The 14,041-nt window shown below is 53.5% G+C and carries 9 protein-coding genes; 7 read left to right on the plus strand and 2 right to left on the minus strand.

The window, feature by feature from the left end; genetic code table 11:
* The first annotated feature begins 5 nt into the window (after window positions 1-5).
* From R50912_RS12325 to R50912_RS12340, 4 genes are all read left to right on the plus strand, one after another.
* A complete protein-coding gene (locus R50912_RS12325) occupies window positions 6-905 on the plus strand; it encodes an ABC transporter permease (protein ID WP_042235145.1) in 900 nt (299 codons plus the stop codon).
* Window positions 906-1,018: 113 nt separating this feature from the next.
* Window positions 1,019-1,840, plus strand: a complete 822-nt coding sequence (locus R50912_RS12330; protein WP_231637889.1) for a carbohydrate ABC transporter permease — start codon at window positions 1,019-1,021, stop codon at window positions 1,838-1,840.
* Between the two features lie 83 nt (window positions 1,841-1,923).
* Window positions 1,924-3,690, plus strand: coding sequence for a sensor histidine kinase (locus R50912_RS12335; protein ID WP_042235148.1), 1,767 nt, complete (start codon window positions 1,924-1,926; stop codon window positions 3,688-3,690).
* Window positions 3,668-5,296: a response regulator gene (locus tag R50912_RS12340; protein WP_042235150.1), complete on the plus strand. Its 1,629-nt coding sequence runs from the start codon at window positions 3,668-3,670 to the stop codon at window positions 5,294-5,296. Before R50912_RS12335 ends, R50912_RS12340 begins: the two co-directional genes overlap by 23 nt.
* Before the next feature lie 278 nt (window positions 5,297-5,574).
* On the opposite strand, the gene R50912_RS12345 is transcribed toward R50912_RS12340, so the two are convergent.
* The gene (locus tag R50912_RS12345; protein WP_042235152.1) at window positions 5,575-6,720 is read right to left on the minus strand and encodes a family 8 glycosyl hydrolase; all 1,146 of its coding nucleotides are present in this window, start codon (window positions 6,718-6,720) and stop codon (window positions 5,575-5,577) included.
* Window positions 6,721-6,944: 224 nt separating this feature from the next.
* Here R50912_RS12345 and R50912_RS12350 point away from each other — a divergent pair, with 224 nt between their 5' ends.
* Complete coding sequence (locus R50912_RS12350) at window positions 6,945-8,768, plus strand: family 43 glycosylhydrolase (protein WP_052416258.1); 1,824 nt, start codon at window positions 6,945-6,947, stop codon at window positions 8,766-8,768.
* Between the two features lie 270 nt (window positions 8,769-9,038).
* Complete coding sequence (locus R50912_RS12355; protein ID WP_042235155.1) at window positions 9,039-10,466, plus strand: family 43 glycosylhydrolase; 1,428 nt, start codon at window positions 9,039-9,041, stop codon at window positions 10,464-10,466.
* A gap of 131 nt (window positions 10,467-10,597) precedes the next feature.
* Here R50912_RS12355 and R50912_RS12360 read toward each other — a convergent pair whose 3' ends face one another.
* A complete protein-coding gene (locus R50912_RS12360; RefSeq protein WP_042235157.1) occupies window positions 10,598-11,491 on the minus strand; it encodes a helix-turn-helix transcriptional regulator in 894 nt (297 codons plus the stop codon).
* A 100-nt stretch (window positions 11,492-11,591) separates the two neighbouring features.
* Here R50912_RS12360 and R50912_RS12365 point away from each other — a divergent pair, with 100 nt between their 5' ends.
* A complete protein-coding gene (locus tag R50912_RS12365) occupies window positions 11,592-14,036 on the plus strand; it encodes a glycoside hydrolase family 31 protein (RefSeq protein ID WP_197073077.1) in 2,445 nt (814 codons plus the stop codon).
* Window positions 14,037-14,041 lie beyond the last annotated feature (5 nt).

Genomic DNA, 14,041 nt, shown 5'->3' on the forward strand with positions numbered 1-14,041 from the left:
TAACGATGAGAGCAAAGCTGCGAAAAGAACTGCCGCTTCATTTGATGCTTGTGCCGGGTCTGGTGATGATTATCCTGTTCTCTTATGTGCCCATGGCCGGTGTCATGATTGCCTTCCAGAAGTTCATTCCGGCCAAGGGGCTGTTCGGAGATCAGAAGTGGATCGGCCTGGATAACTTCGAATATGTGATGAATCTGCCGAGCTTCACGCAGGTCTTGTGGAATACGCTGTTTATTTCGAGTCTCAAGCTGATTCTGGGTCTGATTATTCCGCTTGTATTCGCAATACTGCTGAACGAGCTGACCAGTAATTGGATCAAAAGGTCCGTGCAGACCGCGATCTATCTGCCGTATTTTCTGTCCTGGGTCGTGCTTGGGGGGATATTGATTGATATTCTGTCCCCTTCGGGCGGGATCGTTAATGAATTTCTCGGGTGGTTCGGCGTCTCCAAGATCTTCTTCCTGGGCGACAATGACTGGTTCCCCTTCACGCTGATCACTTCGGATGTCTGGAAGAACTTCGGTTACGGCACCATTGTGTATCTGGCGGCGATTACGGGGATTGATCCCGGATTGTATGAAGCAGCTACCATTGACGGAGCTAACCGCTGGCACAAAACCTGGCATATTACCATTCCGGGTATACGCATGGTTATCGTTCTGCTGTCGGTGCTCAGTCTGGGACAGCTGCTGAATGCGGGATTCGATCAGGTCTTTAATCTGTACAGTCCGCAGGTCTATGAGAGCGGGGATATCCTGGACACCTTTGTCTACCGGATCGGTCTGCTGGATGCACAGTATGGAGTGGCGACCGCTGTCGGCTTCTTTAAATCAATCATCTCGCTCACCTTAATTTCCAGCTCCTATTTCCTGGCTTACCGTTTTGCCAAATACCGGATCTTTTAGAGGAGGGAGTACCCATGGAGCAACGGCTTACGCCTAAGCAGGCGGAATGGACTCCCATTCGCCCCAAGAAACGCCTGGACTGGATTGCGGTGTTGAATGCAGCCGTTCTAATCATGGTTTCACTGCTGTGTATATTGCCTCTGATTCATATTGTAGCGGTATCCTTCAGCTCAAGTGCAGCGGCTTCCGCAGGGTATGTCAGGCTCTGGCCGGTAGACTTCACACTGGCCTCCTATATGTATACGATGAGCCGCACTGAATTCTGGCAGTCGATGCTTGTCTCCCTGACCCGAATCGGCATCGGAACTCCGCTGAATCTGCTTTTGACCATTCTGGTGGCGTATCCATTATCCAAAGAATCACATGCCCTGCGGTTCCGCAGCGTGTATGCCTGGGCTTTTTTCGTTACCATGCTGTTCAACGGGGGACTGATTCCCTGGTATACGACCATTAAAGAGTACGGCTTGCTAGACTCGATCTGGGCGCTTGTGCTGCCCGGTGCGGTTCCGGTGTTCAGTGTGGTGCTGCTGCTGAACTTCTTCCGGGAGATTCCGAAGGAGCTTGAAGAAGCGGCGCTCATTGACGGGGCAGGCCATTTCCGGACCGTGTGGTCCATCTTTGTACCCATTTCCAAGCCTGCGCTCGCTACACTTGCCTTATTCTCGATGGTTGAGCACTGGAATAGCTGGTTTGACGGCTTGCTGCTCATGGGGAATCCGGCCAATTATCCGCTCCAGAGCTATATTCAGACGATTGTCATCCAGCAGAATCTGTCGAACATGTCACGTGACGCGATGCTGGACCTGGCGCTGATCTCGGACCGGACGCTCAAATCCTCCCAGATCTTCCTCGGCTCCCTGCCGATTATCCTGGCGTATCCGTTCCTGCAGAAGTATTTCGTGAAGGGGATTGTACTCGGCAGTGTCAAAGGCTGACCTCAGTGAAGTTATGCAGCAGCCTGCGGATCTCCCGGAATTCAGGCTATAATGGTGGAAAATGATTCTTGGAGGCCTGGGCATTGTTGTTCCAAAAGGATTTCTCACTGCGCAATACGATCTTTCTGCGGATGATTGTGACCTTTCTGCTGATTATGCTGCCTATTCTTATCTTTGCCGTCTATTTGTATCAATGGATTGTGCAAACCGCAAGTGTGGACATTAGAAGCTCAGCCAGTGCCCAGACGGTATTCTATCTGAGTGATATGGAGAATGAGATCGAGCGGATGAAATTGCTGCAATACAGCCTGCTGGAGGATGAGGATCTGAACAAGCTGGCGCTGACCTGGGAGACGCTGCCGACCATTGACCGTACGGAGAACCTGAATTCGCTGATGAAGCGGTTGTTCATCGTGCAGAACAGCAGTACGTATATTAAGGACGTAAGGGTTCATATCATGACTATAGGCAGAACCGTCTCGTCCGTTGGCGGCGTACGTGAGATCGAGCTGAAGCGCTTCCGCGAGATTCGTTCGGTCTTCGGAGACCGCGGGTCCCAGGTGATTGAATGGGAGGGAGGCTTGTATCTTAGTGCGATGAAGCAGCGGGGCATCAAGGGGGCAGAGCCGCTTTTGACAGTTGAGATCGAGCTGGACACCCAGGAGCTGCGGGCGGCGCTGGGCCAATTCAACACCTATCCGGGCAGTGGTACGCTGCTGCTCTCAGACCGTGCAAGCTTTGCACTGTCCAGTGTAACGGGAGATCTGGCCCAGTCGGACCCTTCCCAGTACTCCCCCAAGATCCGCTCAGTTGCCTCCGGGGAGCGACTAAGGATTGCAGGGGCACCTTATTATATTGTCCAGGCGGGATCCCAGGAGCTGGGTTTGTCCATCTACCGGATGATCCCGGAAGGCATCATCAAGACCCCGCTAAGCAAATTCTACACCTGGGCCTGGGTATTTGCCGTAGCTGCGCTTGCCATCATCATTGCCTTTGCGCTGTCCACCTACAAGTTCATTCATAAGCCCATGCTGACGCTGGTGAAGAGCTTCAGGAGAATGGAGCAGGGAGATCTGGATATTCATATTAAGCATGAATCGAGGGATGAATTCCGGTATTTGTACAGCCGCTTCAATCAGATGGTAAGCAATCTGCAGTCCTTGATCGATCAGGTGTATAAGCAGACCATCATGGCGCAGCGGGCAGAGCTGAAGCAGCTGCAGTCACAGATTAATCCGCATTTTCTCTATAACAGCTTCTTCATTCTGAATACCATGGCCAAGACCGGCGACACCGAGCGGATCGAACAGCTTACGACCATGCTCGGCGAATACTTCCAATTTGTGACCCGGAACGCTTCCGATCTGGTCACCATGGAACAGGAGATTCATCATGCGCGGATGTATACAGAAATTCAAGCCATGCGCTTCTCCCGGCGGATCGGGGTCCGCTTCGATCCCCTGTCCGAGGAGCTGAAGCGGGTGTCCGTTCCCCGGTTGATTGTCCAGCCGATTGTGGAGAACGCGTTCAAGCATAGTCTGGAAAAGAAAGCGGCAAAGGGCTTGATCATTGTCCGCTTTGAGCAAGAGGGCTCTGAAATCCGTGTGATCGTGGAGGACAACGGAGACCGGCTCACAGATGAGACGCTGGCACAATTGAATAATTCCCTTAACGTGTGTCAGGAGCAGGCAGAGACGACCGGACTGGTGAACATTCACCGGCGCCTTCGCATTACCTTCGGGGAAGAGAGCGGCTTGCTCGCTGAGCGGAGTGCACTGGGCGGACTCAGGGTGACCATCCTTCTTAGAGCTGGAGGTGAGCATACGGGTGTACAGGCTGATGATCGTTGACGATGAAGAGATTATTACCGATGGCCTGGCGGTTATTTTTGGCAAAATGGACCTGGGTCTGGACATCTACAAGGCTTATTCGGGCCAGGAGGCGCTGGATCTGTTACACCGCACCCGGGTGGATATCGTTCTGTCCGATATATGTATGCCTGAAATGGACGGGCTGGAGCTGATGGAGCATATTCGCAAGAGCTGGCCACAGTGCAAAATCGTGTTCCTGACTGGACACAGCGACTTCAATTACGTCTATCAGGCGATACAGGCTCCGGGCGTTCAATATGTGCTCAAGAATGAAGGTTATCCGAAGCTGATTGAGGCGGTCAAACGTGCGCTTCTGGAGCTGAAGGACACGATGCAGGTCAATGATCTGATCCGTCAGTCCAAAGAGCAGCTTAACACGCTGGAGACCTTGGCTCAGGGAGATTACTTCCGCCATCTGATTCACAGTGTCAAAATGGATCAGGAGGTGGCGGAGGACTTCAGTCGGCTGCAGATTCCGCTGGATGCTTCAAAGCCTATGCTGATCGCACTGGGCAGCATAAGTGATCCTGAGTCCTCCCGGACCTATTCCGACCGCCAGGAGACAGCGCTTGCGGTTAAGTTCCTGTCGGAGAAGCTGCTGAAGGAGCGGACGGTAAGCCTCGGGGTCATCGACCGGTACGGCGACCTGATCTGGCTGATTCAGCCTGAGCAGTCAAGGGATCTGGATAGGGCGGAGACTTTTGAACAACTGGGCAAATTTCTGGAGGGTACCTTCGAGCTTATTCAACAAGCCTGCCGGGAGTCGCTGGAGGTCGGGATTGCCATTACCCTCAGTGCAGAAGAGTCGCATTGGGCCAGGCTTCCCATGCTGTACGACAAGGCAAGACAGGTGCAGCATTACCGCGCGGGTGACGGGGAACGGATGGTGCAGAGGGTGAACCTGAATGAGGCGGCTGTGCCGGACCCCGGCCGTGACCGGTTCCTGCGGGACAAGGTGGATACCTTGGCTGCGCATCTGGAGGCAGGCCGCAAGGAGGAGTTCCTTCAGCTGTTCGGGGAGATGGCCGGACCGGCGGGGCAGGACCGGGGAAGATGCAATCCTTATCTCACCGAGCTGTATTACACGATTGCCCTGATGCTGATGTCGTATATCAACCGCTGGGAAGCCGATGAGGCGATAGGCGTGAGCGGTCTGATGCAGCTGGAGGTCCACCGTACTCTGGGAGAAGCGTTCCGTTATCTGCGGGATACGGCAGAGTTTCTGTTCTCGGTCAGGAAGAGCGGGGAGCAGAAGCGGGCAGCGGGGGTCATTGATACAATCTGCTTATATATCGAAGAGAATCTTACCCAGGATCTGTCGCTGGTCCGGCTCTCGGATGTGATCCATTTCAATCCCTCCTATCTGTCCCGACTGTTCAAGCAGGAACGCGGAATAAATCTGTCCGAGTACATTGAAGACATGCGAATCCGCCAGGCCAAGGACCTGCTGAAGAGAGGGGAGCTGAAGGTCGCGGAGGTCGGTTCGTTAATCGGTTATGTGACCCCGCAATCCTTCACCCGGGTGTTCAAAAAGTGGACCGGAACTACGCCGCAGGAATACCGTACGGATATGATCAGCGGTTGAATGGATAAAAGAATCGCTCCTTCGGGATGTTCCCGGGGAGCGATTTTTGGTGTGCAGCTATTATGGCTTGAGATTTATAACATACCATGAGGGTGAAGTGGCGGAAGAGAAGTTTGAACTGTAGGAGCGATAGCGTTCGCCTTTAGGTTTGTATTTCTACTGCGAACAGCAGTTTAAATCAGGAAATACGAACCTAACAGCGACCGGAAGTCAAACATTCTCTGCAGTCACGGTAAGCCCCATGGATTTTATCCCGGCTCCAGCTATATAGGAATCTACTATAAATAAATCCGGTAGTTTCCGCTCAGCGCCAGCATAGTGAAGAAGTACAGGCAATTGTCATAATACCTGCGCTCCCCGGTGCGCAGCGGAGTATTCCAGAACCGCTTGACGAAAGGTCCGGCATCCGGTCCATCGGCAGCAAGCGAGGCCATAGCCAGGGTTGCCAGCAGGCCGACGGGATGGAGGGAAGGCTCGTCAAACGGCTGTCCGTCAATAGTATAACGCCGGTAATCCGCAGGCTCTATGTCCCGGAAGAACGCCTGAATCCGGTTAGACTGCCCGACCTGCCAAGGGTCACAGCGGAACCATTCATAGTCTAGCCCGATATTGGCGGCGACCCGGTACGCATCGCTGAAGAAATGGCGGAAGTCCCCATGCGGCTGGGGTTCAGCCGGAGTCCCGTCATAATTAGCGTATTCCGGCGACAGACCGGTTTCGGGATGGCAGGCTTTATGCAGATAGGCTCTGCTTTTGGCTGCCGCGTCCTTCCAGAATGCCCGGTCCGCCTCATCCGCCTGGAGAGCGAATAGGTCATAGAAATGCGGCAAATGGTAGGAAGGGTCGCTGAAAGGGGTCTCGGGAATGAACTTAATCAGCCGGGTTGCAGGATCCCACATGGGATCGCCTTCTCCGTCTTCGCCTTTGTGCACACAGGCGCGTAGAATGATTCTGGCCTGCTCAGAATAGTTGAACGGCTCGGCGCCGTCGCCCCAGCGCGCCGACGCAAAGAACAGCGCCATGGCGAAGAACTCTTCACCGTCCGGTGCCGGACCGGGAGACAGCCGCGTGCCGTCCAGCTTGCAGTGCCAGGCGAAATAATCCTTATAGCGGCCTTCCGTATGCTGCATATAGACCTTGGCGAACTTCCAGAGCCGGTCGAATTCCTCCCTTTTATCCATTTGAACTGCCATCATCATCCCATAGGACATGCCTTCGGTACGCACATCGGTATTGCCGGTATCTACGATATATCCCTTATCGTCACCCATAGGATGGTAGATTCGGACCCCGGGAGCGCCATAGAAAAGCTCGTTCCAGGTATCTTCAAGTCTCTGCGCAATGGCCTCGGACGACAGGCCGTTCTCAAGGAACAGGTTTCTGTATTTTTGCGTATAAAAGGAGCCTTCTGTGGTAGTACTCATAATCATCCTCCAGGTAGATCATATTTGCCCAAAGTATAACACAACCGGAGATATAGAGATTAAAGCGTTTTCCTTAAAATTTATAGAGGATTCCGGCGGCCTTCCCATAATCTAAGAATAGATCAATCTTAGGTGTCTATATGTCATGGACTTCGCTTAAGCGGCTTCTCTATACTGATAGGGACATGCTATAAGGTGAACATGAAGGTAAGGGTGATATTCTTATGAATAAGGTGCAGGGTCCTATGAAGCTTACAGTCTATACACGATTGCCGAACCAGGATTACACGGCGTCTCTAAGCAACAGCGTTCATCTTGCCTGTGCAGATGACTCTGGCGAATTTCAGCCCCTGAACCGGAACTATGGCCTGTTATTCGCCATGGCTACCGTGGATGAGGACGATGTGATTCATGAAAAAGGACTTAAAAATCCCTATGTATTCCCCACATCCGGCGGTACTTTCGGCATTGTAGCGGTAAGAGTAGATGCCTTAGGGGAGGAAGACGACGAGAGCAGAGGGCAGATTCTACTGTGGACTTCGCCGGATCTGATCAGCTTCGAGTATCAGGGCCTTGTGCCCTTGGACAGGGAGAGGTACGTCCAAGAAGCTGTCTGCGGATTCGACAGCACCAGCGGACAATACGAGATTCGCTGGCAGGATAACGATGGCTGCTGGTATGTGAACCGGCTGGCCGACCTGCGGAAGCCCGAGCTTATTTCGCCGCCGGAACCTGCGGAACCCATTGCGGTAGAGCGGTCGGCTCAACCGCTGCCCGGAACCCGTCCGGGGAATGAGATTACGGTGGATTATGCCATCGGCCATAGAGTACAGAGGGCCTGGACCCCGGTGCATAACACCGGTATCCGCGTGGCAGAGCAGGTCAGTGTCCGCTCTGCCGACGAATTGATAACGGTGAGAGCCACCGCAGTGTACTCTGACGGCTCCACGGCAGACAAGCAGGTAGCCTGGGATACCGAAGGTATTGACTTTACGGTGCCCGGAACCTATACCGTGCATGGTAAGGTAGTCACGCACGACCTTCCGTTCCCCTTGGCAAGCGGCTATGCCGACCCGGTAATCCTCCCTTGGAACGGCAGGTATTATTTCCTTGCCACCAATGATAATGTTGGTGATATCGGCATCTATGTCCGCGTGGCAGATACCTTGCTGGGCTTATTCGCCCCTGGCTTCCAAGAAGCCGTTATTCTGGATCTGAATGAGGAGCTGAATTTCATCCAGACCTTCTGGGCACCGGAATTTCATCTCATCGGCGGCGAGTTGTACATTCTGTTCGCCGTAGGCGGCAAAGTATGGGGGCCGCAGTGCCATCTCATGAAGCTGAACCAGGGCGGCGACATTATGAATGCCGCCGATTGGAGCACTCCAGTCCGGGTGAGACGGATGGACGGTACTCCTTTGACGGAAAACGGCATTACGCTGGATATGACTTATTTCAAGGCAGATGAGACTTCCTGTGTCGTCTGGTCATACCGCAAAGGAATCGGAACGCCGCTGGACACCGGCTCCATGCTGTATATCGCAACCGTTAATGAAGCGGACCCGGCGGTATTAACCAGCGAGCCGGTGCTGCTCTCGCGTCCGCTGCTGGGCTGGGAGAATGTTCAGGGCACGATCAATAACGAAGGACCTTATCCGCTGATTACGGATGATACCGTGTACATTGCTTATTCCGGCGGAGCTGCAACGGGGTATACCTATGCGGTGGGATGGTTAAGCATTCCACGAGGCGGCGATTATCTGGATGCCGGGGCATGGAGCAAAGCCGGTACCCCTGCATTGTCTTACTACTCACTGGAAGAGATCTACGGTCCCGGACACAACTCGTTCTTCCAGGATGTTGACGGCACGGTGCTAGTCCTGTATCACGGGGAAGAGCAGCTGGTGAAGCATGGGACGAGATGCTCGGCGATGCACAGAGTCCATTTTAACAGCGAGGGTAGGCCGCTACTCGATGTAGCCAATGAACGAGATGTACACCCGGATTACGCCGATTGCGTTATACAGGTGACGGTGCAATCTATATAAGAGGTACTAAAGAAATAAACAAAAAGCAAAAGAAGCGGAGGAGAATTTTGGAACTGTAAGAGCGGTAGCGTCCGCCTGAAAGCTTTCCGCAGGAAAGCTACCTCGTAAGCATAAGCTGTCACCGGATTTCCACCGCGAACAGCGGTTCAAATCAAGAAATCTGGGGACAACAGCGGCCGGAAGTCCAAAGTTCACCGCAGTGACGACGAAGCTTCAAGTTCACAACTTAAGTGCATCTTATTCTATATAACAACTAGGAGGACAACAGAAATGACGCAACAACAGGGATTCAATCCGTATCTTCCATCCTGGGAATATATCCCAGATGCTGAACCTTATGTATTTGAAGGCAGAGTGTATGTGTATGGCTCACATGACCGGTTCAACGGACACGCCTTCTGTCTGAATGACTATGCCTGCTGGTCTGCGCCGGAGGACAATCTAGCCGATTGGCAGTATGAAGGTGTGATCTACCGGACTACGGATGACCCGCTGAACCCGGAAGGCAGCATGTGCCTCTACGCACCGGATGTGACGAAGGGCCCGGACGGGCGGTATTATCTCTACTATGTACTGGACAAAGTTCCTGTCGTATCGGTGGCTGTCTGCGACAAGCCGGGCGGCAAATATGAATTCTATGGCTATGTAACCTACGGTGACGGCACGCGTCTGGGCGAACGGGAAGGCGATGAGCCGCAGTTTGACCCGGGGGTATTGACCGAAGGCGATACTACCTACCTGTACACCGGCTTCTGCGGATACGGGGACAAGTCCAGACACGGCGCCATGGCTACCGTGCTGGGTCCTGACATGCTTACGATTATTGAGGAGCCTGTGTTCGTGGCACCAAGCCAGCCATACAGCGAGGGAACCGGATTTGAAGGCTTTGAGTTCTTCGAGGCCCCGTCCATCCGCAAAAGAGGGGATATCTACTACCTGATCTATTCTTCGATCTCGATGCATGAGCTGTGTTATGCGACCAGTAAGCATCCGACCCGGGACTTCGTCTATCAGGGTGTCATTGTAAGCAATTGCGATCTGCATATCGATACGTATAAGCCTGCGGACCAGCCAATGTATTATGGCGGCAATAACCATGGCAGTATCGTAGAAGTTAATGGAGAATGGTATATCTTCTACCATCGCCATACCAACGGCACAGCGTTCTCCCGCCAGGGCTGTATCGAGCGGATTGAATTCTGCGCAGACGGCACAATCCCCCAGGTGGAGATTACCTCCTGCGGTCCGAACGGAGGTCCGCTCGAAGGGCGCGGCGAATATCCGGCGTATCTGGCCTGCCATTTGTTCTGCAAGGATCAGGAGATGTACACCGGAGGTTTCGGCCGGATTGGAGCCTGGATGGACAGCCGTTTCCCGAAGATTACCCAGGACGGCAGAGACGGCGATGAAGAGACAGGATATATTGCCAATATGACCGATTCGGCTACCGCAGGATTCAAATATTTCAATTGTGAAGGGGTTACCCGGGTCTCCATCAAGGTGCGCGGCTATTGCCACGGCGAGTTTGAGGTGAAAGCGGCCTGGGACGGACCTGCACTTGGACGTATCCCGGTAGGGTTCACGAATGTCTGGAAAGAGTACACTACGGAAGTGGAGATTCCAGACGGCATTCAGGCGCTGTATTTCACGTACACCGGCAACGGCGGCGCCCAGTTTGCTTCATTTACGCTGGAATAACCCGGAGAACCTCCTGAATATGGCCTGATACACAAGCAGCACTTGGAAGTTCCCGGGTGCTGCTTTTTGGTTGCTACAAGCAGGAAGCAGGGAGCAAGCCGCATGAGGTAGCTATGCTAAGCGCACCACCGCTACACCCCGGAAGAATAACGGGCCTTATAGTCCGAAGGCGTCATGTTCATATAATGCCTGAACCACTTCGAGAAGTAGCTGACGTGCTGATAGCCCGACTCAAGTGCAGCCTCCAGCACGTTGTATGATCCGCTGCGGAGCAGACTGGCCGCCTGGCTGATGCGGATATAGTTCAGATATTCCATCGGGCGCATACCGGTCTGGGCTTTGAAAAACTTGCAGAAATGCGAGCGGCTAAGTGATACGACAGAGGCAAGCTGATCCAAATCCAGTCTGTCACGGGAATGCTCCTCCATATAGCTCAGCACTTCCCTGATTTGCCGGTTGTATTCGCGACCTTGACGGGGTTCCAGCTCCGGATTCTTCCCGGTCAGCCCGTATTGATGGCTGTCTGCAATGAGCAGCAGCAGGAGAGCCTTCAAGCTCAGTTCATACCCCACAGACTGATGCTCATAGCGGTTCAGCAGCTCTTTTACCAGATCGAGCAGTGAAATATGGGTATCATCCGCAGCAGATAACAAGGCAGGCAGCCGGGTTGTCCCCTGCATTAGAGGGTCCAGGAACAGCTCCTGCACCCGGTCCGGATACGGTGAAGACAGCCAGGAGCATTTGAACACGATGGAGTAGTAGCAGGTGCCTCCGGAGACAGTATCCATGCCTGAATGAAGTTCTCCCGGGTGAACAATCAGGGCATCGCCTGCCTGAATGGTGAACTCCCGGCTCTCGACATAGAAGGTAGCCCGGCCCTCCGCTAAATAGATGATCTCCATTTCGTTATGCCAATGCACGGGAAGAATCGAATGAACGCGGTCCTGATGCTCCACCCGGTAGATATGAAGCGGGAATTCAGGCTGACCATGCAGCTTGTTCTCGCGGTAACGGTGTTCGTACATGATTACCTCCTGCTAATCGTAATATTGTGTCTATAAAGCGCAAATATATGTTAGATAACGGCTATTAATAATAATATCATTATAATCAAAGGAAGTCTTAATGAAGGGTGGAACCATTGTGAAACTGATTGCTATACACTCCGGTACAGATGGCGTAAGGCTGGAGACTACAGAGGGGATTATGCATATCGCTATGTATACGCCGGGCATCGCCAGAATCCGGTATACTCTCAATGCAGAGCTAAGCGGGAAAGAGAGTCTTATGGTGGTGAGCCGCCCGGAGGCAGATAGTGTAGAGTGGAAGGTCACAGATCTGACCGGCCATCTGGAAATATCAACAGCACTGCTTACGATTCAAGTGGACAAACAGACCTGTGCATTCAGCTACAGGGATTCGAATGGCAGACTGCTGACACGGGAGCCGTCCAGAGGCGGCAAGACCCTGGAGCGGACAGAGGTCTATCATACGGTCTTCGATGCTTCGTCCGAGACGGTTGAGACCGGTCAGGGGGCCGATGGTCTGCGCGCGAGAGCCGAAGGGGTCAACCGCAGGCTGGACAGAGAAGCTTGTCATACGAAGCTGGAATTTGAATGGCAGGAAGGTGAAGCCCTGTATGGACTTGGCTCCCACGAAGAAGGGATGATGAACCTCCGGGGCCGGCAGCAATACTTGTACCAGCAGAATATGAAAGCGGTTGTTCCGGTGCTTGTGTCTACGCGCGGCTACGGGATTCTGGTAGATTCCGGGTCGTACATGACCTTCCATGATGATGCCTTTGGCTCCTACCTCTGGAGTGATGTTGATGAAGAAATGAATTATTATTTCATTTACGGGCCGGAGTTCGATCAGATTACCGGGGGAATCCGTTACCTGACCGGAGAAGCGCCAATGCTTCCCAAGTGGTCCTTCGGTTATGTACAGTCCAAGGAAAGGTACATCTCCCAGGCAGAACTCATTGCCACTGTGCAGGAGTATCGTGAGCGGTCGCTTCCCCTTGATTGTATCGTGCTCGACTGGCAGTCCTGGACGGGGAATCTGTGGGGGCAAAAGACCTTCGATCCCGAACGTTTCCCTGACCCCTCGCAGATGATGAACAGCCTGCACGCCATGAATGCCAAGCTCATGGTATCGATCTGGCCGATTATGGGCGCAGGCGGGGCCAACCATGAGGAGATGAACGAACGCGGCTTCCTTCTCGGCAATCAGGCCACCTATGACGCCTTCTGCGCGGAGGCACGCGAATTGTACTGGAAGCAGGCCAATGACGGGCTGTTCTCCCACGGAGTCGATGCCTGGTGGTGCGATTGCACCGAGCCGTTTGAAGCGGACTGGAAGGGAGCGGTGAAGCCGGAGCCAGAGCAGCGCCTGCTGATCAACACCTCGGAATCCAAACGTTATCTCGATCCGGGGCTGATCAATGCCTATTCCATGCAGCACTCCAAAGGTATCTATGAAGGCCAGCGTGCAGCGACCTCAGAGAAACGGGTGATCAATCTGACTCGCTCCGCCTTTGCGGGGCAGCACCGGTACGGCACGATTACATGGTCAGGCGATATCGCCGCCAATTGGGAGACGCTGAGGAAGCAGATTGCCGACGGCCTTAACTTCTGCCTTACAGGTTCTCCGTATTGGACACTGGATATCGGTGCTTTTTTCGTGAAGAAGCAGAAGGAGCAATGGTTCTGGAACGGGGATTATGACGAAGGCGTCGCCGATCTCGGATACCGTGAGCTGTACGTCCGCTGGTTCCAGCTAGGGGCCTTCCTGCCGATGTTCCGTTCCCATGGGACGGATACGCCAAGAGAGGTGTGGCAGTTCGGAGAAGAGGGAGAGCCGATGTACGATACACTTGTGAAATATCTGAAGCTCCGGTACAGGCTGATGCCTTACATCTACTCACTGGCCGGTGCCGTCGCACACCGCAGCTATACCCTGTTCCGGGCGCTAGCCTTCGACTACCGGGAAGATGTGCAGGTCCATTCGATCGGTGACCAGTTCATGTTCGGTCCGGCCTTCATGGTAGCTCCTGTAACGGAGGCAATGTATTACGGTCCCGGCTCGCGTGAGCTTGAGGGAATCAGTAAGCAGCGCAGTGTCTACCTCCCTGCAGGGGAATGGTACGATTACTGGAGCGATGAACGGATGGAAGGCGGCCTGACGATTGAAGCCAAGGCCGACCTGGAGACAATTCCGCTCTTCGTCCGCGCCGGTTCGATTGTTCCACTTGGCCCGGAAGTTCAATATACGGATGAACAGCCGGATGCTGTGATTGGCCTCAAGGTATACGGCGGTAAGGATACGTCCTTCACCCTGTATGAAGATGAAGGGGATAATTACAATTATGAGCACGGCTCCTATTCCATGATCTTGATGACCTGGAGCGAAGCGGACCGTAGCTTAACCATTGGGAAGCGGTCAGGAGAGTATGCCGGTATGCAGGGGGTAAGACAATTTACTGTCGAGATCGCCGGACATGCCGGAAGCTGTATCGTAACTTATGAGGGAGAAGCTGTAACCATCCGGGAAGCAGACCTGCACCTCTGAATTTG

It is taken from the genome of Paenibacillus sp. FSL R5-0912 (assembly GCF_000758605.1).
Taxonomy (GTDB): domain Bacteria; phylum Bacillota; class Bacilli; order Paenibacillales; family Paenibacillaceae; genus Paenibacillus_AQ.

What these genes read in the sequence shown, in the direction of transcription:
- R50912_RS12325 (WP_042235145.1), top strand. Translation starts at nt 6, where the DNA reads ATGAGAGCAAAGCTGCGAAAAGAACTGCCGCTTCATTTGATGCTTGTG.
- R50912_RS12330 (WP_231637889.1), top strand. Translation starts at nt 1,019, where the DNA reads ATGGTTTCACTGCTGTGTATATTGCCTCTGATTCATATTGTAGCGGTA.
- R50912_RS12345 (WP_042235152.1), bottom strand. Translation starts at nt 6,720, where the DNA reads ATGAGTACTACCACAGAAGGCTCCTTTTATACGCAAAAATACAGAAAC.
- R50912_RS12350 (WP_052416258.1), top strand. Translation starts at nt 6,945, where the DNA reads ATGAATAAGGTGCAGGGTCCTATGAAGCTTACAGTCTATACACGATTG.
- R50912_RS12355 (WP_042235155.1), top strand. Translation starts at nt 9,039, where the DNA reads ATGACGCAACAACAGGGATTCAATCCGTATCTTCCATCCTGGGAATAT.
- R50912_RS12360 (WP_042235157.1), bottom strand. Translation starts at nt 11,491, where the DNA reads ATGTACGAACACCGTTACCGCGAGAACAAGCTGCATGGTCAGCCTGAA.
- R50912_RS12365 (WP_197073077.1), top strand. Translation starts at nt 11,592, where the DNA reads ATGAAGGGTGGAACCATTGTGAAACTGATTGCTATACACTCCGGTACA.